At 69.2% G+C, this 22,783-nt stretch carries 19 protein-coding genes and 2 pseudogenes; 7 read left to right on the plus strand and 14 right to left on the minus strand.

Annotated features, from left to right (window positions below; translation table 11 throughout):
• Together BLV57_RS42355 and BLV57_RS44190 are read left to right on the plus strand one after the other, a co-directional pair.
• Positions 1–382 (plus strand): ATP-binding cassette domain-containing protein (locus BLV57_RS42355; protein WP_143047310.1); only part of this gene is annotated, 382 nt, incomplete at its 5' end.
• A 28-nt stretch (positions 383–410) separates the two neighbouring features.
• A pseudogene (locus BLV57_RS44190) lies at positions 411–488 on the plus strand (VOC family protein); the annotation flags it as partial.
• A gap of 19 nt (positions 489–507) precedes the next feature.
• Here the strand turns inward: BLV57_RS44190 and BLV57_RS42365 are convergent.
• Positions 508–1,068, minus strand: coding sequence for a GNAT family N-acetyltransferase (locus BLV57_RS42365; RefSeq protein ID WP_091300380.1), 561 nt, complete (start codon positions 1,066–1,068; stop codon positions 508–510).
• A 133-nt stretch (positions 1,069–1,201) separates the two neighbouring features.
• Between BLV57_RS42365 and BLV57_RS44195 the strand changes: the two genes are divergently transcribed.
• The gene (locus tag BLV57_RS44195) at positions 1,202–2,317 is read left to right on the plus strand and encodes a histidine decarboxylase (protein WP_091300382.1); all 1,116 of its coding nucleotides are present in this window, start codon (positions 1,202–1,204) and stop codon (positions 2,315–2,317) included.
• Between the two features lie 21 nt (positions 2,318–2,338).
• Here BLV57_RS44195 and BLV57_RS42375 read toward each other — a convergent pair.
• Positions 2,339–4,447 (minus strand): annotated as a pseudogene (locus BLV57_RS42375) (S9 family peptidase); the annotation flags it as partial.
• A 294-nt stretch (positions 4,448–4,741) separates the two neighbouring features.
• Here BLV57_RS42375 and BLV57_RS42380 point away from each other — a divergent pair.
• Positions 4,742–6,043: a cytochrome P450 gene (locus BLV57_RS42380; protein ID WP_091300384.1), complete on the plus strand. Its 1,302-nt coding sequence runs from the start codon at positions 4,742–4,744 to the stop codon at positions 6,041–6,043.
• On the opposite strand, the gene BLV57_RS42385 is transcribed toward BLV57_RS42380, so the two are convergent.
• Complete coding sequence (locus BLV57_RS42385) at positions 6,015–6,746, minus strand: LppU/SCO3897 family protein (protein WP_091300387.1); 732 nt, start codon at positions 6,744–6,746, stop codon at positions 6,015–6,017. The genes BLV57_RS42380 and BLV57_RS42385 overlap by 29 nt on opposite strands.
• 277 nt (positions 6,747–7,023) lie before the next feature.
• Between BLV57_RS42385 and BLV57_RS42390 the strand changes: the two genes are divergently transcribed.
• Together BLV57_RS42390 and BLV57_RS42395 are read left to right on the plus strand one after the other, a co-directional pair.
• Positions 7,024–7,689, plus strand: a complete 666-nt coding sequence (locus BLV57_RS42390) for a rhomboid-like protein (protein ID WP_091300389.1) — start codon at positions 7,024–7,026, stop codon at positions 7,687–7,689.
• A gap of 142 nt (positions 7,690–7,831) precedes the next feature.
• Positions 7,832–8,134: a hypothetical protein gene (locus BLV57_RS42395; RefSeq protein WP_143047311.1), complete on the plus strand. Its 303-nt coding sequence runs from the start codon at positions 7,832–7,834 to the stop codon at positions 8,132–8,134.
• Positions 8,135–8,241: 107 nt separating this feature from the next.
• On the opposite strand, the gene BLV57_RS42400 is transcribed toward BLV57_RS42395, so the two are convergent.
• The 6 genes from BLV57_RS42400 to BLV57_RS42425 all read right to left on the minus strand — a co-directional run bounded on the left by BLV57_RS42400 (position 8,242) and on the right by BLV57_RS42425 (position 15,507).
• A complete protein-coding gene (locus tag BLV57_RS42400) occupies positions 8,242–8,655 on the minus strand; it encodes a hypothetical protein (protein WP_091300394.1) in 414 nt (137 codons plus the stop codon).
• A 345-nt stretch (positions 8,656–9,000) separates the two neighbouring features.
• Positions 9,001–10,353 (minus strand): class I adenylate-forming enzyme family protein, encoded by a 1,353-nt coding sequence (locus BLV57_RS42405; RefSeq protein WP_091300396.1) that lies wholly within the window; start codon positions 10,351–10,353, stop codon positions 9,001–9,003.
• Positions 10,350–11,726, minus strand: coding sequence for a class-II fumarase/aspartase family protein (locus BLV57_RS42410; RefSeq protein WP_091300399.1), 1,377 nt, complete (start codon positions 11,724–11,726; stop codon positions 10,350–10,352). Before BLV57_RS42410 ends, BLV57_RS42405 begins: the two co-directional genes overlap by 4 nt.
• 14 nt (positions 11,727–11,740) lie before the next feature.
• Positions 11,741–13,618 carry an FAD/NAD(P)-binding protein gene (locus BLV57_RS42415; protein ID WP_245757762.1) on the minus strand — a complete coding sequence of 626 codons (1,878 nt, stop codon included), beginning with the start codon at positions 13,616–13,618 and terminating at the stop codon, positions 11,741–11,743.
• Complete coding sequence (locus tag BLV57_RS42420) at positions 13,608–14,714, minus strand: 3-dehydroquinate synthase II domain-containing protein (protein ID WP_176969066.1); 1,107 nt, start codon at positions 14,712–14,714, stop codon at positions 13,608–13,610. Before BLV57_RS42420 ends, BLV57_RS42415 begins: the two co-directional genes overlap by 11 nt.
• A 28-nt stretch (positions 14,715–14,742) precedes the next feature.
• A complete protein-coding gene (locus BLV57_RS42425) occupies positions 14,743–15,507 on the minus strand; it encodes a beta/alpha barrel domain-containing protein (RefSeq protein WP_176969067.1) in 765 nt (254 codons plus the stop codon).
• A gap of 51 nt (positions 15,508–15,558) precedes the next feature.
• On the opposite strand from BLV57_RS42425, the gene sigJ reads away from it, so the two are divergent.
• A complete protein-coding gene (sigJ, locus tag BLV57_RS42430) occupies positions 15,559–16,479 on the plus strand; it encodes an RNA polymerase sigma factor SigJ (protein ID WP_091300408.1) in 921 nt (306 codons plus the stop codon).
• Between the two features lie 7 nt (positions 16,480–16,486).
• On the opposite strand, the gene BLV57_RS42435 is transcribed toward sigJ, so the two are convergent.
• The 5 genes from BLV57_RS42435 to BLV57_RS42455 form a co-directional block, all read right to left on the minus strand.
• Entirely contained in the window at positions 16,487–18,715 is a 2,229-nt protein-coding gene (locus BLV57_RS42435) for an MMPL family transporter (RefSeq protein ID WP_091300410.1), read from the minus strand.
• Between the two features lie 34 nt (positions 18,716–18,749).
• Positions 18,750–19,526 carry a transmembrane-type terpene cyclase gene (locus BLV57_RS42440; RefSeq protein ID WP_176969068.1) on the minus strand — a complete coding sequence of 259 codons (777 nt, stop codon included), beginning with the start codon at positions 19,524–19,526 and terminating at the stop codon, positions 18,750–18,752.
• A 44-nt stretch (positions 19,527–19,570) separates the two neighbouring features.
• Positions 19,571–21,175, minus strand: coding sequence for a class I adenylate-forming enzyme family protein (locus BLV57_RS42445; protein WP_091300413.1), 1,605 nt, complete (start codon positions 21,173–21,175; stop codon positions 19,571–19,573).
• 22 nt (positions 21,176–21,197) lie between these two features.
• The gene (locus BLV57_RS42450) at positions 21,198–22,166 is read right to left on the minus strand and encodes a UbiA family prenyltransferase (protein ID WP_143047312.1); all 969 of its coding nucleotides are present in this window, start codon (positions 22,164–22,166) and stop codon (positions 21,198–21,200) included.
• On the minus strand, positions 22,163–22,783 hold a 621-nt coding region (locus tag BLV57_RS42455; protein WP_176969069.1), incomplete at its 5' end, for a flavodoxin-dependent (E)-4-hydroxy-3-methylbut-2-enyl-diphosphate synthase. The genes BLV57_RS42450 and BLV57_RS42455, both read right to left, overlap by 4 nt.

Genomic DNA, 22,783 nt, shown 5'->3' on the forward strand with positions numbered 1-22,783 from the left:
ATCGGCGGATGAGGCCGAGGTGGCCCACCTCGACGGCCGCTCCCCCGCCAAGGCCCGTGCCCGTGCGCTGGAACTGCTCGACGCCGTCGGCCTGGCACCGCAAGCAGGGCGCCGCCCGCATCAGCTCTCCGGCGGCCAGCGCCAGCGCGTGAACGTCGCCCGCGCCCTCATGAACGACCCCACCGTCCTGCTGGTCGACGAACCCACCAGCGCGCTCGACCACGAACGCGGAGCCGCCGTCGTCGAGCTCATCACCCGCCTCACCCACCGACAGGCCACCGCCACCGTCCTGGTCACCCACGACCGCACCCACCTCACCGCCGTCGACCAGATCGCCGAAGTCCACGACGGGCGCCTGCGCCTTCCTGCCCCAGCCCCCTGAACTTCAGGTGTGCGAGCTTCTCGGGACCGAGCACGGCGGGCGGGGCGTCTATTTCATGGATCCCGCGGGCCACGCGATCGAGATGATCACTCGGCCGTATCTGTGAGGTAGCGCCGTGCCGAGGCTCACGACCCTCCCAGGTCTTGGCGTACCCGGGCGAACAGGACCAGATCCACGCGTCCGGTGTGCGTCACGCCCGCGTTGCGCAGCAAGCCTTCCCGCTGGAACCCGGCTTTGACGGCGACCCGCTGCGAGGCGGCGTTCCCGTCGGCCGCTTTCAGTTCCAGCCGCTCGAACCGCTGCTCGCCCAGTACCCAGCCCGCGACGATCCGCACCGCCTCGGCCGCGTGGCCACGGCCCCTCGCCCATGGCGACACCCAGTAGCCGATCTCCGTCGTACTGGTCTCCCAGTCCGTATGACGCAAGCCGACATTGGCGAGCAGCCGATCGGTCCCGGCGTCGACGACGGCGAAGTGGATGCCGTCACCGGATTCGCGCAGCGCGTGGGCGCGGGTGGTGCACCACGAGCCGGCGTCGGCCAAGGTGTAGGGGGTGGTCAGCGGGATCCAGCGCTGGGTGGCTTCGTCGGCGCAGCCGCGCTGGACGTCTTCGATGTCGGCGCCGCCGAACGGGCGGAGGATCAGGCGCTCCGTGCGCAGCGTGGTCTCGGGGAAGCGGTCGGGCACCCTGGTCTCCCGTTCGGATACGGTCTCCGGCGCCTGATCCGCCGGGAGCTACAGTGCATAATCCTATTCGGACAGTCGAGCCCGCTGATCGTAAAACCTTTTACCCCTGGGCGATCCACCGGAGGGTTGGCAGATGGATCTCGCGGTGACGGCGGGCGGCACCGGACCCGGGGACCTCGATCTCGTGTACCGGCAATGGGAACGGCAGCACGAGCGCCGGGCGAACTTCCTCGGTTACCCGGTCAACCTCGATGTCGATTACCGGGTTTTCGGGGAGCTGCTCGACATACTCTGGATCACCGTGGGCGACCCGAGCAACGGGTACCACGCGCGGCTCGACCTCCAGCCGTTCGAACGCGAGGTCGTGCGTTTCCTGGCCAGGGTGGCCGGAGCGGATCCGGACCACACCTACGGGTATGTCACCAGCGGCGGGTCCGAGAGCAACCTGTTCGGCGTCCACCTCGGCCGTGAGCGGCTGCCGGACGCGCCGCTCTATTACAGCGCGGCCGCGCACTACACGGTGGAGCGCACGGCGCGGCTGTTGCGGATGGAACCGGTGCCGGTCCCCGCCATGCGGGACGGCGGCATCGACGTCCACGCGCTGCGCGCGGCCTGCGAAAGCCGTCGCGGGCGGGGCGCGGTGGTGGTCGCGACCGTCGGCACCACCGTGCTCGGCGGCATCGACAGCCTGGCCGGGGTGCTGCGGGCGGTCGAACCGGCCGGGGAGCGTCACCTGCACGTGGACGCGGCGCTGGGTGGCTTGGTCGCGCGCTTCGCCGCGCACCGGCCGGCCTGGGGGTTCGACGCGGGCGCCGACAGCGTGGCCATCAGCGGGCACAAGCTGATCGGGACCCCGATTCCCTGCGGTGTCGTGCTGGCCCGCGAGGAATGGGTGGGCACGCCGGCGGAGGTCGAGTACCTTTCGGCCGCGGACTCGACGCTCGCCTGCTCCCGCAACGCACTCGCACCGGCGCTGCTCTGGTACGCGCTGCGCCGCCTCGGTCAACGCGGGCTCGCCGCCAGGGTCCATCGGTGCTTGGACACCGCGGAGTACGCCGTGGAGCGGCTCGCGGCCGCCGGTTTCCGGCCTTGGCGCAATCCGGCGTCAGTGACCGTGGTCTTCGAACGGCCGCCCGAGCATCTGTGCCGCCGCTGGCGGCTCTCCACGACCGGCGCGCTCGCCCAGCTCATCGCGATGCCGCACGTCACCCGCGCCATGATCGACCGTTTCGTCGCCGACCTGCGCTGAGGTGGCCGTCCGGATGATCCAGGCGATCCGGAACGCCTCCCCCAGCCATTCGTCGTAACGCCCGCCCGACCCGGTGTGCCCGCCGGTCAGCTCGGTCCTGAGCAGGAACTCGCCCGAGGTCGCGGTCGCGCGCAGGCGCGCGATCCACTTGGCCGCCTCGTGGCAGCCCACCCTCGCGTCCATCAGGTTGGCGGTGGCGAGAATGTCCGGATAGGACTGTGCCGACACGTTTTCGTAAGGACTGTAAGCCTTCAGGTAGGCGTACGCCTCCGCCGACGCCACCGGATCGCCCCACTCCTCGCGCTCGGTGGCCGTCAGCGGCAAGCCGGGATCGAGCATGGTGGTGAGCACATCGGTGAACGGCACGTCGGCGACGACACCGCGAATGGCCTCCGGCGCCAGGTTCGCCACCGCGCTCACCAGCAGGCCGCCGACGGAATCACCCCGGATGACGAGCCGGTCGGCGCTGGTCCATCCGCCTGCGGCCAGGTGGCGCGCGCACGCGATGAAGTCGGTGAAGCTGTCCATTTTGGACATCAGCTTGCCACGCTCGTGCCACTGGGAGCCCAGCTCACCACCGCCTCTGACGTGGGCGATGGCGAAAACGAAGCCACGGTCGAGCAGGCTCAGGCGAGCGACGGAGAACGCCGGGTCGAGCGAGGTCCCGTAGGCGCCGTACCCGTAGAGCAGGCACGGGCTGGCGCCGTCGCGCTCGAGCCCGCGGCGGAACGCGACGGATACCGGTACCCGGGTGCCGTCTTCGGCGGTCGCCCATACGCGGCGCTGCTCGTAGTCGTCACGGTCGAAGCCGGGCACCTCCTGCCGTTTGAGCAGGCGCGTCTCCCCTGTCGCCGTCTCGTACTCGAACAACGCGTCCGGCGTGATCAATGACGTGCCGGTGAACCGGAAAGCCGTGGCGTGGTACTCGGGGTTCCGCTCGGCTTCCAGGGTGCGCAGGACCTCCCCGGTCCCGAGTTCCCGGCCCGTGCCCGACGGACGGCCGTCCTCGATCGCGTGCACCGCGAGACCGGTGAGCCCATCCCTGCGGTAGGCGAGCACGAAGTGGCCCGCGAACACGTCGACCGACTCCAGCCGAACCTCTTCGCGATGCGGCAGCAACGGCGTCCACACATGCGGACGGTCCATCTCGGCGGTGGCGAGCTCGAAATTCCGTTTCCCGTCACTGTTGTGCAGTACCAGCAGCACATCGCGGGCGCGGTCCTCTGGGTCGGCCCAATGCTCCACGCCGTACTGGACCCCCTGACGCCGGGGCACGACCACCCTCGGCTCCCCGGCCGGATCGGCAGCGTCGATCAGCCAGGCTTCGGAAGTGGTCCTCGACTCCGCGACGATTTCCACGAACCGCCTGCCGCGGGTCAGGCCGACACCGACGTGGAACCGGTCGTCCCGCTCCTCGAAGACCACGGTGTCGAGGTCCGGCGAGGTCCCGATGACGTGGCGCAGCACCTGATGCGCCCGCCAGGTTTCGTCGGCACGCACGTAGTAGAGGACCGACCCGTCGAGCGACCACGCGCTGCCGTAGAAGGTGCCGGGGATCTCGTCCGGCAGGTCGGTCCCGGTGGCCAGGTCCCTGATCCGGAGCGTGAATCGCTCGTTTCCCGTGTGGTCGGCGGAATAGGCGAGCCGGTTTCCGCAGGGGGAAACGTCGAACACGCCGACCGCGAGGTAATCGTGGCCATCGGCCAATTCGTTCTCGTCGAGAATGACCCGCTCACCGGCACGCGCGGGCACCGGTCCGTCCGCCCGGCAATGGACCGGCAACTGCTCGCCCTCGCCGATGCGGCTGTAATACCACCAATCACCCACCCGCACCGGGACGGAAAGATCCGTCTCCACCGACCGGTCCCCGATCTCCCGCAGTACCTCGGAGCGGAGCCGCTCCTGTTCCGCCGTGCGTTCCTCGGCGTACCGGTTTTCCGCCAGCAGATAAGCCGAAACCTCCTCGGAATCGGCATCGGCCAGCCAGTGGTACGGGTCGACCACGAGATCGTCGTGCCACAGCCTTTTCCAGGCCGTACGCTTCGCGACAGGAGATTTCACGATCACGGAGTTTAGCCATCGCGCCGACGACGACCATTGCAGAGATACATGGAAACGAAGAGAAAACATGGCGACCGTGATAAGGACGGCCTAATCTCCACAGTGGACTTATTCGGACTCGCCTATTCGACCTTTCGTTCTCGGATCAAGGGGAGGTGACACGAGATGAACAAGCTCAAGAAGCTGGCCCGCGCGGCGCTGCGGACCACCCGCAGCCAGCGCGAGCGGATGGCCGGCGCCTACACCGGCCCTTACGCGGTCCAGTCGAAGTGCGGCTGACCGGCGCGCCGGATCGGGCTGCCTCCCCCCGCCTGGTGGAGGCAGCCCGTTTCGGCGGATACCCGATGACCCGAGGGAGGCGCGGTGCCCGAGCACGCTGACGTACTGACGGCGGTGCCTCAGGTCGCGGGCGGCAGCGGCCTGCGCAACCAGTACGCGTACGAGAACGACCGCATCGGCTGCCTCACCGCCTGGTCGAAACGCTACGGCGACGTGTTCGGGTACGGCCCCGCGACCGTGGTGGTGAACCATCCTGACCTGATCCACCAGGTACTGGCCAGGACCAACCGCGAGTTCTCCGCGACCGTCCCGATGGTCGAGCACCAGCAGACCGCCGCCGAAAATCTGGACGCGTGGATGCGCGGACGCCGCCAAGGCGGCCGCGGCATCCACCCGGATCTCATCGCCCAGTGCGACGACCGCCTCGACCGGGCGCTGGCCACCGCCGTCACCGCGCTGCCAGCCCGGGGCATGGACCTGGCCGCCGCGTGCGAGCGCATCTGCGGCCGGGCGATCATCGACGTCTGCCTGGGCGGCGAGGCGCCCGCGTTCTACGAGCGGACCGCGCGGGCCTCGGACGACATCCTCGCGGTCAGCCGGACATTGGACACGCCGCCGTGGGGCGCGAAAAGGCGGTACCGCCGCGCGGTCGCGGCCGAGCGGGACCTCACCGCCCGGCTGGGCGGCGTGCTCGAACGGCTGCGCGCGCGGCCTGGGGACCCGCCACGCACCAGCCTGGTCGACGCACTGCTCGCCCACCCCGACCGGCTGCCGGACCAGGTGATCACCGCCGTGCTGCGGGTGACCCTGATCGGCGGGCACGGCACCCCCGGAACCGCATTGGCCTGGTGCGTCAGGGAAATGTCGCAACGGCCGGAGCTGCTCGCCCGGCTCAGCGACGAAGCCCGCGCGGCTCCGGCACCGGCAGCGGCGGCCGACCTCCCCTACACGACCGCTTTCGTGAAGGAAATGCTGCGGTTCTACCCGCCGACCTGGCTGCTGGCCCGCGACGTGGCGGAGCCCGTCGCACTCTGCGGACGGCGGCTGGAGCCGGGCCAGCGGGTCCTCTTCAGCCCCTACCTGCTCCACCACGACGAGCGCTGGTGGGACACGCCTGCCGAGATCCGCCCAGAACGTTGGCTGGGCGAGGAAAAACCGTTCGCCCCCCACGCCTACTTCCCGTTCGGGGCCGGGCCTCGCGTGTGCGTCGGCAGCCTGCTCGGCCTGACCGTCCTCGTCCGCGCGGTGGCGCTGCTCGCCAAAGGCTTCGAGCTGGACGTGGACGGCCCGGCGGACGCGGCGCCGCGACCCGACATCCTCCTGGCTCCCCCGCGGAGCCGGGTGCGCTATGTCGCGCTTACTTCAAGAAATGCAGGCAGAGAGTGAACCTGCTGCGCCCCTGGTACTGCTCGTAGTAGCCGTCAGCGTCGCTGAACTGCCGGCAGCCCGTCTCGCCGACGGCGCTGTTGACCTTGCCCACGACCTTGGCGTCGGCATCCGGCCCGCCGCAGTCGACCACTTTGACATCCGGGTTGCTGTCCTCGACCCCCGAGACGGCCGCGTGCGAGTTGTGCACGCAGTCGCCGACCGCGGCGTACGCGGCATCGTGCTTCACGCTGTAGACGATCGCGAAGACCACCAGCACCGGAACCAGCAAACCGACGACGGCGAACCGCAGGAAGAGCGGCTTCCCCGGATCCATCGGCCGCGAGGGCGCACCGGGCACCGGTTCGGCGAGCTTGTTGACCTTCGCGCGCTGCGGGAGATTCATCAGCATGGTGATCGGGTTGATCACCATCGACGCGAGTCCCCACCAGCCCTGCCACAGGCTTTTCGCGACCATGCCGCGATGCGTGGCGACACCACAGCTGCGGCAGAAAGGTCCTTCGAGCTTCAGGAACCTCATGACGAAGAGGAAACCCTGGTGCCCGCGGAAGGTCGCCATCGCGGCGGGAACGGAGCCGCAGAAACGGCAGGACATACCGCCATACCCCGGATACTGGGGCAGGCCGGGCGCGGCCTGCTGATTCTGTTGCGGCGCGGCCCAGACGGAATCGGCGGTCACGCCGGGCGCGGTGTTTTCAGGCATCGGCGAAGACGGAGTAGACACAGGAATCCCCCAGAACGAATCCGAATCGGTTCATTGAATGCGTCCCCCGACGACGCGGCACAGCATAGCCGACGCCGGCACCGGACCCAACACCTTGACCCAACTCCGACGGAGTGTCCTATTTGCTCCTTATTGTCGGGCTTCAATCACCCCCGAAAGACCGTTCTTTCAGACAGTAAGCTCGCCGACTGGCCAAGCAAGACCGACGGTTCACCTAGTACTGGCGAGCCCTGACAGTCGAGGGATACTTCCACCGTTGCCGTCCTCTCTTCGGCGCAACCCGGCGACCGCCGGGTACCTCGCCTTCCTCCTGCTCGTCCACGTGGTGGCCGGGCAGGCACTGTCGCCGGACCGAGCGGACGGCGTGCACAGGTGGGTCAGCACCAATCTCGAGAATCTCGGCACTCACCCGGTCGGCTCGCTGATCGGCAGCCTCTTGTTCGTCAACGGCACCCTCACCCGGTTCTGGACGCTGGAATTCATCGGCACCGTGATCACACTCGGCATAGGAGTCGGCTGGGCTCTGGCCCGGCTCGAACGCCGCCACGGTCCGATTCGGGCGTTCGGCGCCTTTCTGCTGGGACACGTTGGGGCGACCTTGCTCATCGCGCCGTTCATCGCCTACGCCATCCACCACGGGTGGTATCCGGACACCGTGCGCACCGGCCTCGATTACGGCATCAGCTATGGCGCGCAAACGGCATTGGCCGCCGCGACCGTCGACCTCCCGAAGCGCGCCCGCGTTTTCTGGACCCTGTTCGCGCTCGCCTGGCCGTTGGGCGGGGCGGAATTCGTCGGGCCAGTGCCAGATTTCAACACCATCGGCCACCTCGTGGCCGCCGCACTCGGCTTCGTGATCGGGATGGCCCTGCGCCACAAGACGCCGGCCCTCCGTGCGGACGTCCCGCGACGGGCCAGGTAGGCGGCCAGCCGTCGGCGATGAATAGCTGGGCGGAGGATCGGGAGAAGCACGCGAAGCCCCTTGGGCGCCATCTGGGCAAGTTCTGGGCGGCGCGTTCCCGACCATGGCTTGACGAGCAGGACCTGATCTTGAGGAGACAACGATGAGGCGAATCGTTTCCCTGGCAGGGGCGCTGGCTGTCGGCGCCGGAATTCTCATGGCCGGCACCGGTGTGGCCGAGGCAGACCCCTACGACTGCACGACCTGGCAGCCCCACTCCGACGAGGCCGCCGCGCGCTGCACGAACGGCACCGGCGAATACCGCGCCCACGCCCGCTGCAACTCCCCCGGCAACCCGGACTACGACGCCTACGGTCTGTGGGTGCGCGTCGGCAAGACGAGCGTGGCCCAGTGCAGCCGCTACGTATTCGACCGGGTCAAGACCGCCGGCGTGCAGGTGCGCTGACAACACACAGGGCCGTTCCCGGCCCACGACGCGTCGCCGGAGCCTGGTCCCCGATCAGGCTCCGGCGACACCCATCAATACGTCCACCAGCCTCGCTACCGGCGAGGTCAGTTCGGCTGGCCGATGGCGGTCGCGCCGTTGCAGCTCGCGATCGCGCGACCGGCCGAGCGCAACGAAGACATCTTGTCGCCGAACGAGACGTCGTCCAGGTTCGCCAGGTGGGAGTTGGGCCGGACGCACAGCTTCGTCCCGCCTTGGTTCTTGTTCGAGGCGATGATCCAGTAGTAGGCCGTCTTGTTCACGAAGCTGCTCGCCTTGTCCTCGAAACCGAGGTCATCGAGGTCCTCGCTGCCCTCACCGGGGGCGAAGTCGATGGACCGATCCCGGTAACCGTTGTCGTCCCAGAAGGTGATGCGACCGGAGTTGCCCGGCGGTACCGCACCGGCCGTCCCCGGCAAGGACACACCGAGAGCACCGGCAACGCAAACCGCCATCATGAGTCCGGACTTGACCTTGTTCATCACTGGTCCCCAATTCCATAGCGTTGTGCCACAACATTTCGAAGCGCACTCACCCCCGCGCACGCGGCAGGCCACACCGCAGCTTCAGCCCGAGAAACAGCATTCAACAAGCTTGGACTTCCACTGCTTTCGCGCACGTCGACCGTATGTTCACAAACGCCCAGATCCTGCCCAGATCTCGCCCAGGAATCGTTGGAACCGCTGAACATTCACATCCGCGTTGGTCCAATGTGGACCCCTCGAACCTGAGTCGACCGGCGATCTCGTACCCGAACGGAGGCCCCGTATCCGCGGCGGCTTATCGCTTCGATCCGCGCGGGCCATTTCGCGTTGCTGCTTTCACCGTCAGGCACCCAGGCCGCGTTCGTGCAGCAGCCGCCGGCTGCGCAGGATCTTGCCGTTGGCCGTCCTCGGCAGGCGGCGTACGACGTGATAGCGCGACGGGGCGCCGGTGTGGCCGAGGAAGCGGCGGCACCAGGACACCAGTTCGTCCGGGGTGAGTTCGGCGGGGCCCGCGACGTGGGCTTCGACCGGGTCGGCGCCGAGCACGACCACGTCCGACACCTGCCGGTGCCTGCGCAACACCGCCTCCATCCCCAGCAGGTCGAGCTCGGCGTTGCCCGATGCGCCGATGTGGTCGGCGCGACCGCGCAGCCACAGCACGCCGGTGTCCGGATGCGCGGTGATCAGGTCCCCTGTCGACAGCCAGCCTCCCACCCACGGCTCGTCCTCGTACAGGTACGGCGACTGCGGGACGTGCACCTCGAGGACACCGTTGGCGATTCTGGTCCGGATACCCGGCATGGGCGCGCCGACCGTGCGGTGTCCCAGGCCGCCGCCGAGATCGGTCGCGACGATCCCGGTCTCGGTCGTGCCGTACGCCTGGCCGATCCGCACGCCGAACCGGCGGGCGAAGTCCTCGTACACCTGGTGCGGCAGCGTGTCCCCGCAGGACACCGCGAGCCGGAGGCGGGGCGGTGCGGGGCGATCCGGCGATGAGGCGATCAGGTCGAAATGGCGGGGGTTGCCGAAGATCACGTGCACGTCCCGCGCGTTCCGTGGCCCGCCCGTGGGGAACACGATGGTGGCACCGGTGTTGAGCCCGTGCAGGACACCTCCGAGCAGGCCGAAGGAATGCGTGATGGGATCGAGCAGCAGCACTCGTTCGCCTCGCTGGGGCATTTCCGCCAGTGTGGCGAACCGGTCCACCTCGGCGAGCAGCGACTCGGGAGTCCGGCCGATGGCCTTGACTCGCCCCGCCGTCCCGGAGGAGAACTGGACCAGGCAATGCGCGGTCCGGGCCGGACGGTCACCGGGCATCCGCCTGACGATCACTTCGCACTCGTCCACGAACACTCCGGGCCCGCCCGTCATGCCGCCGAACCCGACCAGATAGCGCGGAGCGCACAGTTCGAGCAAGGATGCCCGTTCCCGCCCCGTGACGCGAGGATCGAGCTGAAGGACCTGCGCGCCGAGTGACCACAGCGCGAACGTGGACCACAGCTGGGTGAAGCTCGGCACTCCCTGCAGTGCGACCGCGTGCCCTGGCCGGATCCCTTGCAGACGGAACAACGACGCTAGCCGGGCCACCTCGGTCCGCAGTGCCGCGTTGGTGACCTGCCTCGTGCCGATGGCCCATACGGCGTCTTCGGCACCGCGCTGCAGCAAGTCCGCTCCCCACCACGAATCCAGGCTCATCGGGACAGCTCCCGGTGCCGGGCGAGCACGCGATCCACCAGCGCGGCGGACGAACCCAGATATCGGCTCGGGTCGAGCAGGTCTCGCACCGCCTCCTCGTCGAGAATCCCAGCCAGCTCAGGTGCGGACAGCAGCGCCTCGCCGAACTTGCCATCGTCGCAGGCCAGCCTGCCGAGCAGCTTCTTCGCCGCCACTTTGCCCAGTGCGGGCGCCAGCGCGGCGTTGACCCGCTCCGAAACGATGGCGCCGCCACTCAACTCCAGATTCGAGCGAAGGCGGTCCGGGAACACCCGCAGCCCGTCCGCGAGCTCTGCCGCGGTCTCGACCGCGCCCCCTGCCAGCCGCAAGCACTCGCGCAGTGGCTGCCACTCGGCATGCCAGCCGCCCGCCGACCGCTCATCCTCGGCGAGCACGCACTGGCCGAGCACCATGGCACTGCCAGGCGCCTGACGCGCGGCGGCCATGATCAGGGTCGCCAGCACCGGGTTGCGTTTCTGTGGCATCGCCGAGGACACGCCCCTGCCGTCCGCACCCGGCTCCGCCACCTCGGCGATCTCGGTGCGAGACATCACCTGCACGTCCAAGGCGAACTTGCCGACCGCGGCCGTGACGAACGCCGACACCGCCGCGATGTCGGCCAAGGGCGTGCGGATCGTGTGCCAGGGCACCAGCGGCTCACGCAGGCCGAGCTCCGCGGCGAATCTCGCCGCGAGTGCCGGCCCGTGTCCGGGGGCGACATCCGCCAGCCTCGCGTACTCCACATAGGACGCGAGTGTTCCGGCCGCACCGCCCAGCTGCGCGGGAAAGTCCAGCCGCCGCACCCGATCGAGCGCGTCGAGCACGAGGCTGAGCCAGCCGGCGGCCTTGAGCCCGAAGGTGATCGGGACGGCGTGCTGGGTGAGCGTCCGGCCCGCCATCGGCGTGTGCCGGTGGTGGTCGGCTAGCGCGGCCAGCGAGCCCGCGGTCCGCGACAGATCCTCGCGGATGCGCCCGAACGCCCGGTTCGCGACGAGCATCGCCGCGGTGTCGAGGATGTCCTGGCTGGTGCCGCCGCGATGCACGAACTCGGCCGCGCCGGAGTTTTCCTTGGCCACCAACGAAGTCAGCAGCTGGACGAGCACGACGACCGGATTGGCCGCGCCTCGCGCCTCTCGCGCCAGCGCGGCGAGGTCCAGCCGCCGCGGGTCGGCCGCGTCGGCGATGGGGCCCACCGCCGACGCGGGGATCACCCCGAGCGCGCCCTGCGCGCGAGCGAGCGCAACCTCGGCCTCGAGCATCGCCCCCAGCCACGCGTCGTCGTCGACGAGCGCCGACACGGCACAGCCTGCCCAGACCGGCGAGAGCAAGCCGGCATCGCCGTTCCTGAAATACATCGAGCCCCTCCCGTCTACACCACCGAACCGGCCCACACGGCGGACGACGTGACGGCGGGCACCGACAACGCCGCTCGCGCGATGGCGTCCGCGTCACCGAGAATCACCGAGTCGACGCCCGGCCGGACACCGGCCGCGGTCACCCAATGCACCGTTTCGGTTGGCACACCGTAGGAAAACCGTCTCGGATGCGGCAGGCCATCGGCATCGAGCAGGCGATAAGGCCGTCGTGTCACGGCAAGCCCGCCGGTCTCGTACACCGCCCCGTCCCGTTCGGGCAGCCGATACGGCGCGCACTGCCCGGAGATCCGCAGCCGTCGCACGAGTGGGTCCCGCGTGCATCGCACGTCCACTTCGGGCAGCCGCGCCTCGATCAGCGTCGTCACGCGCACCACCGAACGGGCGACGGCCGCGGATCCGACGACGAAGTCATCGTGGCCCGCACCGGCACGGGCCCACATTCCAGGCCCCAGCACGCGGAGCACGCCCGCCTCAATGAGCGCGATCATCTCCTCGATCCGCCGCACGGGCGGGCCGATGGACAAGTACGCGTTGAGCGGGTTGTACCAGGCCTGCAGGTCGTCACGGTAGGAATCGCCGCCGAGCCCGCCGTGGTCCACGATCTGCCGGATCTCGTTACGGATGTCACGCAGCACGTCCAGCGCGGCCGTGAACGCGCCGTCGAGGTTGCCTTTCGCCGCCTCGGCCACGTCGTGGCGAAGATGACCGAGTAGCCAGTCCCGGAATTCGGGCGGGCTCGCGAACCGGCGTCCGCCGTGGGGCTGGGCGATCTTCTCCCAGTCCCACCGCTCCGACTCGCCGATCCCGAAGCGGGCGAACACCTCGTGTTCCCGTTCAGGATCGCAGGCCAGGTACTGCTTGGTGAACGCGCGGCCATCAGGCCCGAGCAACGTCGCGTAGTAGACGGACTGCACCTCCTTCGCGATCAATGGCCAGACCTCGGCACGGAAATCGGCCGCCCGGCCCTGAAACGCCGCGATGGCTCCTGGCGTGAGCAAGCCTGGTTCGTGCCTGCCGGAGACTCCTTTCTGGTTCTCACCACGAGCACGGTGCGGCACCCCGCGCCGCGATCCCGCGTACAGCACCGGTTCCCGGCCCGAGGCCCGGTACACCAGCTTCCCGCCACGGCGTTCGAAGCCGCCGCCACGACCTTCCCCCAGCAGAGCCAGGTAGTCGAAAAAGGTCAGCCCGAGACCGCGCAGCGCGACCGGCTCGCCAGGCCCCACCCCGCTGAGGTCCACTTCGGCTGGATTGGCGGGTGGCTGATAGCGCAGTCCGCGCTCGGCCGCGAACTCGGCGAAAGCGCGCTCCCGCGCGTCCGGCGGCATGTCGAGATGTCCCAGCGCCAGCACGACGGCCGACAGGCCTTCGATCCTGAGCCCATTGTCCAGCGTCACGACCTGGGAACCGTCGGCGTCGTCCTCGAGCGCCACGGCCCGCGCCTCGTGCAACCGCACGGCGGCCCTTTTCGATCGGCACGCCCGGCGCAACGCCCACCTCGAGTAGTGGCCGTAGAAAGCCCGCGATGGGTAGTCGTCCGGCCCCAGCGCGTTCGCCTCCGCCCGTACGTGCGCCGGGTACTCGTCTGCACGATTCCGCACCGACCGCGCCCACTGGTACAGACTCGGCCCCGGCACGATCGGCCCGGCGCAGGCGACGCTGTCGTCGGTGAACAGCGTCACCTGCGACGCGATGGTGTTCATCAGCAGCGACGCGGGCTGCTCGACCGACCACACCCGGCCGCCCTTGTGCACGAACGGATCCACCACGTGCACCACGATCTCGCCGGGCTCACTGGCGTTGGCGAGGATGCGTTCGAGCACGCAGACACCGCGCGGCCCGGCGCCGATCACACAGATCTCAGAACTCACTGATCTGTTCAGCGACCTTGATCCCGACGTGACGGCCGGGCGGCACGACGTGCCCGAGCAGGCTCTCCCCCGGGCGGACATCGGTCAGGTTCAGCGGTTTGCCTTCCGCGCTCATCACCCGGACGTGCCAGTCGTCCTGCAGGAACACCGAAACCTTCACGTCCTCGTACCGTGCCTCGATGAGCCGCAGCGGACGCAGCTCCACCTTCACCCGGCCCACCACGACCTCGCGGAAGCGCCCGTCCGCCGACACCGCGTGCGACCGCTCCCCGGCGGCGAGGTCGGTGATGTAGGCGGTGTTCTCCGCGCCGAACACGTACGAGTGCACCGCGCCGGCGTTCACCCGGAACGGCCGCAGGTTCATGTACGGCAGGTAATGCACCTCCGCACACACGAGGAAGCCACCGGACGAGGTCGACCCGACGATCATGCCCTCGTCCTCGCCGAACAGGTTCGTCGTGTCGATGCAGCCGCGATACCCCATGCCGATCGGTTCCGCCCGCGTGACCTCCAGCGGGACCAGTTGCCGATGCTCTTCCCGCCGCACGCGCAGTGCCGCCGCCACCCGATCCAGATCGGCCAGCTGGTCACCGCGCACGACGAGCCCGGCGGGACCGCTCTCCAGCACTCCGGCGACGCTGGTCGTCTCCGCACTGGTCAGCAGTTCCTTGAGCACCCGCGTCTTGGTTCCCTGCGCCTTGGCCAGCAGGAGTTCCAGCGGGATGTTCGTCTCGTCGACGAACGCCGCCACCAGCACGTCCGCCACCCCGCACGTGGCCGCGGCCTGGTTCATGCTCGCACCGTCGACGATCTCGCACCGCACGCCGACCGGCCTGCCGCCCGCCGCGGCGCGTACGAGGCCGAGGTCGGCGGGTGTGCCCGCCACCACCAGGTCGACCCGCTTGTCGTCCGGGTCGAGTGCACCTGGCTCGTCGACCAGGCAGGCGACCTGGATGCGTTCCAGTGGCTCCCAGTCCGCGAGCTGGTCCGGCCGCAGCAAGATCGCCGACGTGGCCGACGAGCGTGCGTGGGCCAGCGCGGCCCGCCCGTCGGCGCCGCTCAACCGGCTGACATCCGCCCAAAGTTCTGCTTCCACCGTATATCCCCGTTTCCTTGTACCGCTGTCAGCCGTCTGAGCCGTGCGCGCCGTGCACGATCGCCCGCAATTGCGCCGTCGCGTCCACCGCGTCGGCACTGCCGAACACCCGGCGGCCGACGCACAGTCCCGCCACCCCCGCGCCCATGGCGTTCTTCGCCGAGCCGAGGAAGTCCTCCCATGAGCCGTCGAGCTGACCGCCCGCGATGACCACCGGGACGGGCACGCTGGTCACCAGCTCAGCCAGGTGCTCGTCACCCGGGTGGGCGGTCTTCACGATGTCGGCGCCGAGCTCGGCGGCCACCCGCGCCGCGTGCAGCACGCCGGGACCGGCGTCCGCCGCGTCGGTCCTGGCGTACGTCATCACCAGCAGCGGAAGCCCGAGCCGATCGCACGATCGGGCGATCCCGCCGAGATCCGCGAGCGCGGCCCGGTCCTCCTCCGGGCCGCACCCCAACGTCACGTGCGCCGAAACGGCGTCCGCGCCGAGTGCGGCGGCGACCTCCGGGTCGCACACCCTGGTCTTGAGCTCGGGCCGGGGGCTGAGCGCGGTGTTGGCCGAAAGGTGCACCACGAGCGCGGTTTCCCGCTGCGCCGGCATGGAAGTCGCCGCGGAGCCGCGGTGCGTCACGATCCCGTCCGCACCGCCGAGCACCACCGCACGCATGACCGAGCCCATGTCCGACAGGCCGCCCACGGCGCCGGTCGTCACCGAGTGGTCGAGCGCGACCAGGAAGGTCTTGCCGTCCGCGCCGAGCAACCTGCGCAACCGCCGTGCTTTTCCGCTGATCATCCGTACCTCCTCACTGCTGAACCGAAAACGAAGTTGTGGCATGGTCGAAAGGTGACCCCAGACGACCCGCCGTCGAACTCGCTCGACACCGCCACGGCGGTGTACGCCGAGCACCGGGAGCTGCTCTTTTCCCTCGTCTACAACCTGCTCGGAACCGTCGCTGACACCGAAGACGTCCTGCAGGAGACGTGGCTGTCGTGGGCGTTCGCCCGGCACGCGCAGATCGCCAACGCGCGTGCGTACCTCGTGCGGATCGCCGTCAACGAGGCTCTTTCCCGGTTGCGCCAGGCACGCCGCGCCCGGGAGAGCTATGTCGGGCCGTGGCTGCCGGAGCCGGTGGTCACCGAGACCGGGCCTGAAATCACCGAGCGCCAGGAACGGACCGAGTCCGTGTCACTGGCGCTGATGGTGGTGCTGGAGACGCTGACCCCGCTCGAACGCGCGGTCTTCGTGCTGCGCGAGGCATTCGGCTACGACCACACCGAGATCGCGGCGATCCTCGGCCGCACGCCCGCCGCGGTGCGGCAGCTGTCGCACCGGGCCCGCGATCACGTCCAGGCGCGTCGTCCCCGGTTCGAACCGGACCCCGCCGTGCGGCGCGCCGCGACCGAACGGTTCGTCGCGGCCGCGCTCGGCGGCGACCTCAACACCCTGATGGAGGTGCTCGCGCCGGACGTCACGCTGTGGACGGACGGCGGCGGCAAGCTCCGGGCCGCGCTGCACGCCGTCGAGGGCCGGGAGAAGGTCGTGCGCCTGATCGCCGCGACCGCCGGTGGACGCCCGCAGGACCTCACGATCCGCCTGCTGGATGTGAACGGCGGGCCGGCCGCGCTGATGTTCGCCGGTGACACGGTCTATGGCGTCGTCGTCTGCGACCTCACTCCGGAGGACCGCATCCGCGCGATCTACAGCGTGATCAACCCGGACAAGCTGACCGGGGTCACCGCCCGCCCCGGTCTGGACGGGCGGTGACCTCCGCTCAGGTCGTCACCTTGGCCTTCGGTTCCGCGGCGGCCGGTGCTTCGACGTGCTCGTGGAGACCGAAGCGGGCGTGCAGCAGCCGCAGCGGGCGGGGCGCCCACCAGTTCGCGTTGCCGAGCAGCTTCATGAAGGCCGGGAGCAGAGTTCCGCGCACGATCGTGGCGTCCAGGATGATCGCCAGCGGGATGCCGATACCGAAGGACTTCATGTAGCCGATCCCCGAGGTGACCCAGACCGCGCAGACCGTCGAGATCACCAGCGCCGCGTAGGTGACGACCCGTCCCGTGCGCGCCAGCCCGTCGACGACGGCCGTGTCGTTGTCCTTGCCCCGGTCCTTTTCCTCCTTGATCCGCGACATGATGAACACCTGGTAGTCCATGGAAAGCCCGAACGCCATCGCGAACAGGATGATCGGGACCGTCCAGATGATCGCTCCGGTGACCGTGAAGTCACCGATCAGCCAGCGCAGGTGCCCGTCCTGGAAGATGAACACCAGTGCGCCGAAGGTCGCGGTCAGGCTCAAGGTGGTGAGTGCGATCGCCTTGATCGGGAGCAGCACGCTGCCGGTGAGCAGGAACAGCAGCACGAACATGCTGAGCACGAGCACGATGATCGCCAGTGGGAGCGCGTCGCCGAGCCGGTCGAAGGTGTCCACCGCCACCGCGGGAGCGCCGCCGACGAGCACCGGGAACGGTGCCTGTGCCGCACGCACGGCCCGCACCAGCTCCGCGCCTGCCGACGAGTGGCCGTCGACGCCGGGGATGACCGCGAGATGCGTGCCGTCCTTGGCCGCGAACCGCTGTGACTCCGGCGTCGGCCCGGCGACGAGCGCTCCGCCCGCGAAACTACCGGCGAGGCTGTCGACCCGCGCCACGTCCGGCAGGGTGGACAGCTGTTTCGCGTAGCCGGAGATCTCACCGGTCAGCCGGGCCGGGTCACCCGTTCCGGGCGCGACCACCCGGATGGCCTCGCTCTCCTTGGTGCCGAACTCCTGGCGGACCACCTGCACGACCTGGGCCGACCCGGCCGACGGCGGCAGCACCTGCTCGTCCTGCAGCCGCAGGTTCATGCCGAGCGCGGGCAGCCCCATCAGCACGAGCACGGCCAGCACCACGGTGCTGACCAGTACCGGCCGCCGCATCACCCAGGTGGCGATCCGCCGCCAGAAGTGGCTTTCCTCGGACATGTCCCGCTGCTTCAGGCCGGGGACGCGCAGCTTCTCCAGCCGCGGCCCGAGCACCATGATCAGTGCCGGGACGATGGTGATCGCCGCCGCTGCCGCGAACAGCGTGGTCGCGATCCCGCCGATGGCGAGCGAGGCGAAGAACGGGAACGGCACCACGAGGAGCGCGCAGAACGCGACCGCGACGCACACCGCCGAGAACACCACGGTACGGCCCGCCGTGCGGACGGTGGCCCGGATGGCCTCCGCGTCGGAAAGGTCTCGCCTCCGTTCCTCGCGGAAGCGGCTGACTATCAGCAGGCTGTAGTCGATCGCCAGGCCCATACCCACGAACGTCGCGGTGTTGAGCACGAAGTTCGACAGGTCGAAGCCGAAGGTGAGCGCCCAGAAGATGCCCATGCTGCCGACGATCGTGACCGTCGCGACGGCCAGCGGCAGCAGTGCGGCGATCACGCTGCCGAAGATCAGGATCAGGATGATCAGCACCAGCGGGAAGACGACCGTGTCCGCCAGCGTCGCGTCGTTCGTGGCCTGGGTGAGGTTCTCGTTCCACATCTGCTCGGCGCCGCCGAGCCGCACGGTCAAGCCGTCGACCGTCCCGTTGTACGCGGGCGCCAGCTCCTTGACCTTCTTGAGCGCGACGTCGAAGTCACCGTCGATATGCCCGGTGATCAGCGCCTTGTCGCCGTTGACTCCCCGCATGACCGCTGGCTTCCCCGCCGACCAGTACGAGGCGACATCGCTCACGCCCCGCTCGGCCGCCAGCCGCTTGGTCAGCGCCTCCCCCGCGGTGGCCACCGCGGGGTCGTCCACTCCCCGCTGGTCGGTCACCAGCAGCACCAGGTTCGGGTCGTTGTGCCGGAAGGTGTCCTTCAGCACCGACGCGGCGTGGTCGGACTCCGAGCCGGGCACGTCCCAACCGCCCATGGTCAGCCTGCTCATGAGCCCCGCGGCCGCCGCACCCGCGATCACCACGACGAGCAGCGCGCCGATGAGCAGCCTCCGTGGCCGGTGGATGGTCAGCTGCGCCAGCTTGTCCAGCATGTCTTGTGCCCCCTTTGACTCCTGACAACCGCCATCAAGAGGTCGGAACGCTCTCCGGGTGTGACATCGAGCGACCGATAGTGACGTGCGTCACAGTCGCGACCGGCCTCTTGAGCGCCCACGGCGAGGCGCCCTCGGCCCGGATCTGCCGGTGCAGCAGCACCATGTAGACGATGTCCAGGGTCCACACGGTGAGGAACCAGACCACGAAGAGGTAGCGGCCGGGGAACATGACGAACACGGTCCACCCGGCGAAGAACGACCCGAGGAACTTGCTCATCGCGATGTACATCGACTGCCCGGCGGACGATCCGCGCCGCTTCAGCATGAAGATCCACGACAGGCTGAGGAACACGTTGATCGCGGTGCCGCTGTAGATGCCGGGCCGGTCCCCGAACTCGTAGGCCGCGGCGACCACGAGGAACACGGTCCAGAGCAGGATGCCGATGATCATTCCCTGGAAGACGCGGCGCCGCAGTGTCGGATAGTCCTTGCCGCCGTACTTCAGCGCCTGCCGCAGGATGAAGATGTCCAGCACCATCCAGCAGAAGTCGATCGGCCGCTGCACCGCCTCCTGCTCCACGATGAAGGCGCCGGCGAACTCCCAGGCGAAGTTGACCCCCACCACCAGCACGGGGACACCGGAGTATTCGTCGATCTTGGCTCGGTGGATCGCGAACAGGTAGGCGAGCAGCCAGAACACCGTGCACGGCCCCATCAGGCTCCAGAAGAGCCAGTCCGGCCGGTCCGCCTGCCCGATGGAAACCGGCGCGGCGTTCGCGAGATCAACGATGGGAGGTGGCCACCACATTGCGACTTCTTCCTGTCAGGTCAACGGGAACTCGGATAAGGCGTTCAGGTCCACTGACCGGAGCCGAGCGCTCCGGTGGTGCCGAGCAGCTGCTCCCGCAGCTGCGCGCGGCGAACCTTCCAGGTGGCCGTCCTCGGCACGTCGTCCCAGGGAACGACCAACGGCTTGCCGAGCTCGGGGAGCCCGGCCGTGGCCCGCCGCCACTCGTGGTCGTCCAGCCGGTCGTCGCGCATGCAGACCACCGGGACCGGTGGGCCGTCCGGCACACCGAGCACGACGACCTCCGACGCGTGCGGCAACCGGTCGAGCAGCGTGCTCTCGAGCTCGATGCAGCTCGTGCCCGGGATCAGGTCCACCTCGCGGTCGATCAGGCGAAGGCGGCCGAACGTCAGCCGCTCCCCCAGATCACCGCTGTTCCACCAGTCGCCGACCACTTTCGCCCGGTGGCGGTCCTCTTCACCCAAGTAGCTCAGGCAGCGGGATTTGGTGGCGACCATGAGCAGACCGGGTTCGCCACGCGGCAGCCTGCGCCCGGTGCCGGGGTCGACGACCTTCACCCGGACGAGCGTCGGCCAGCCGACCGTCGTCGCGTCGGTCGTGTTCTTCTTGCCGGGCCGCACGGCCCGGCGGGTGATCACGTTCGCGAAGATGCCCGCGATCTCGGACTGGCCGAGCCCCCACGCCCAGACCGGGAAACGACGGCGTGACGTGCCGAGGAACTTGCGGACGGTCCGCGGATGCACGGCGTCGAAGGCACTGATGAACCGCTTGACGTCCGCGAACAGCTCCGGGCGGGTATCGGCCAGTTCCTCCCAGCGCTGGAAGGTGTTCGGCATCGCCTCCACCGAGGTGGCCCGGTGCTCGGTCAGCACGCGCGTGACGTTGTCCAGCCCGGGATCGGAGAGGATGACCAGCTTCTCCGGCGCGAGGGTGAACTGCGACGCGGTCCAGGACAGGGTTCTGTTGTGCGCGAAGGAGATGCAGCTCGCCACCACGTCCTCGCGGCGCGAGGTGAGGAAAGGCAGCCGCTGCGACTCCACCCGGAAGGCGAACGATCCCAGCGAGCTGTTGGCTGAGTGGACGACCAGCTTGGGCACCCCGGTCGTGCCCGAGGTGTGCGTGACGATCATGGGTTCGTCGTCCCAGCGCGGGCGGGCCGGGACGCGGGGCGCGCCCGCGAGATCGTCGAGACGCACCGTGCCTTCCGTGGCCGCGCCGATGGCGACGACGGCCGTTCCGGAACCGGCGAGGGTCACGTCCTCGGCCGCGGCACGGGCGAGTACCCCGCTTCCCGCCACGAGGACACTCGGGCCGCACTTCTCGACCAGTGCCCGGATGGTGGCGACGGAGTTCGTCGGGGCGATCAGCACCGGGACGGCGCCGAGCCTCGCGGCGGCCGCGGCCAGCAGCAGCATGTCGTAGTGGTTGTCCTTGACGATCGCGAGGCGGTCGCCGTGGCGCAGACCGGCCGCGCCGAGCCGGTTCGCGAGTTCACGCACGGTCTCCGCGAGCGCGGGGCCGCTGAACGTCGTGCCGGCGTCCGGCGCGACGTCGAATGGGCGGTCCAGGTGCATGGTCGTCTGGTGTGCCTGCTCGGCGTGCCAGTCGAACAAAAGACCCAGATTGCTGGGCGAGCGTCGTCGTGCCATAGGTGCGTGGCCCCTCGGTCGGCTAGGTGAGGAAAACGAACAGTGTCGGGATCCCGATTCCCAGGAACCCCAGGTCGTAGGCGTACAGGCCGAGTCGCCGGGCCCGGAGGTACTGCCCGCGCACCGGGCCCACGTAGAGCTGGGCCACGTGCAACGCCGTCGCGGGCACCATGGTCAGCAGCGTCCACCACGGCCAGCCAGTGCCTGCCGCGAGCGCGACCACCAGTCCGATCGAAACGAGCACCAGCGCGACCATGACCGCCCGGACGGTGGCGGGACTTCCGACCGTGGCCAGCGTCCGCCTGCCCGCCTGCCGATCGCCCTCCGCGTCGTTGACATTGGAATAGCTGCTCACCATCACGAGCCAGAAACCCAGCAGCAGTCCCATGAACACCGCCTGGGGCGACCAGGACCGTTCGACCGCCAGGTACGGGGCGAGCAACCCGCTCGCGGTCGACAAGCAGAGCAGCGTCTCCGACCCGCCGCTGTGATAACTCAGCCGCAGGCCTGCCGAGTACTGCACACTGGCGGCGAACCCGACGAAGTAGCCGACGTACGCTTCCAGCGGAGCCTGCCAGTCCAGTGCCCAGAACGCGGCGATACCGGCGACGACCGCCAGCGCGCCGGACGCGACGACGAACATGACCACTTCGCGCTCGGCGAGCGCTCCGCTGAGCAACGGCTTGCGCTTGATGTTGCGCTGCCGTTCCCCCGCTTGGTAATTCGTGGCGTCGCTGCCGTTGCGGAAGCCGACCAGATCGTCCGCCGAGCAAGCGCAGGCGACGATGGCGATCGAGCCGACCAGGAACAGCAGCATCGCCGCGGTGACCCCTGGACGGGCCGACGCGGACGGGCTCAACGCCAGCCATGCCAGCGCCCAGCCGAAGTAATGCTGGTACACGGCGATCTTCGACAACCAGAAGAGCCCGCCGAGCACCTCGCGAACGGATCGTGTGCCCGCACTCCGCGCACCGGCCAAGATGCCTGTCACGGCACACCTTCGCTCGCACTGGCCGACTCTTCGGCGATGCGCATGGCCTCTTCGATCAGGGTCTCGACGATCGCGTGCTCGGGCACGGTCTTGATGACCTCACCCTTGACGAAGATCTGCCCCTTGCCGTTACCCGACGCGACACCCAGGTCGGCCTCACGAGCCTCACCGGGACCGTTCACGACACAGCCCATGACCGCGACCCGCAGCGGGATCTCCATGCCCTCAAGCCCCGCGGTGACCTGCTCGGCCAGCGTGTAGACGTCGACCTGCGCACGCCCGCACGACGGGCACGACACGATCTCGAGCTTGCGCTCCTTGAGGTTGAGCGACTGCAGGATCTGGATCCCGACCTTGACCTCTTCCACCGGCGGCGCGGACAACGACACACGGATCGTGTCACCGATGCCCTGCCGCAGCAGCGCGCCGAACGCGACCGCCGACTTGATGGTGCCCTGGAACGCCGGACCGGCCTCGGTCACACCCAGGTGCAGCGGATAGTCACACTGCTCGGCCAGCAGCTCGTAGGCGCGCACCATCACGACCGGGTCGTTGTGCTTGACCGAGATCTTGATGTCGTGGAAGTCGTGCTCGGCGAACAGCGACGCCTCCCACAT

It is taken from the genome of Amycolatopsis xylanica, from assembly GCF_900107045.1.
Lineage (GTDB): Bacteria > Actinomycetota > Actinomycetes > Mycobacteriales > Pseudonocardiaceae > Amycolatopsis > Amycolatopsis xylanica.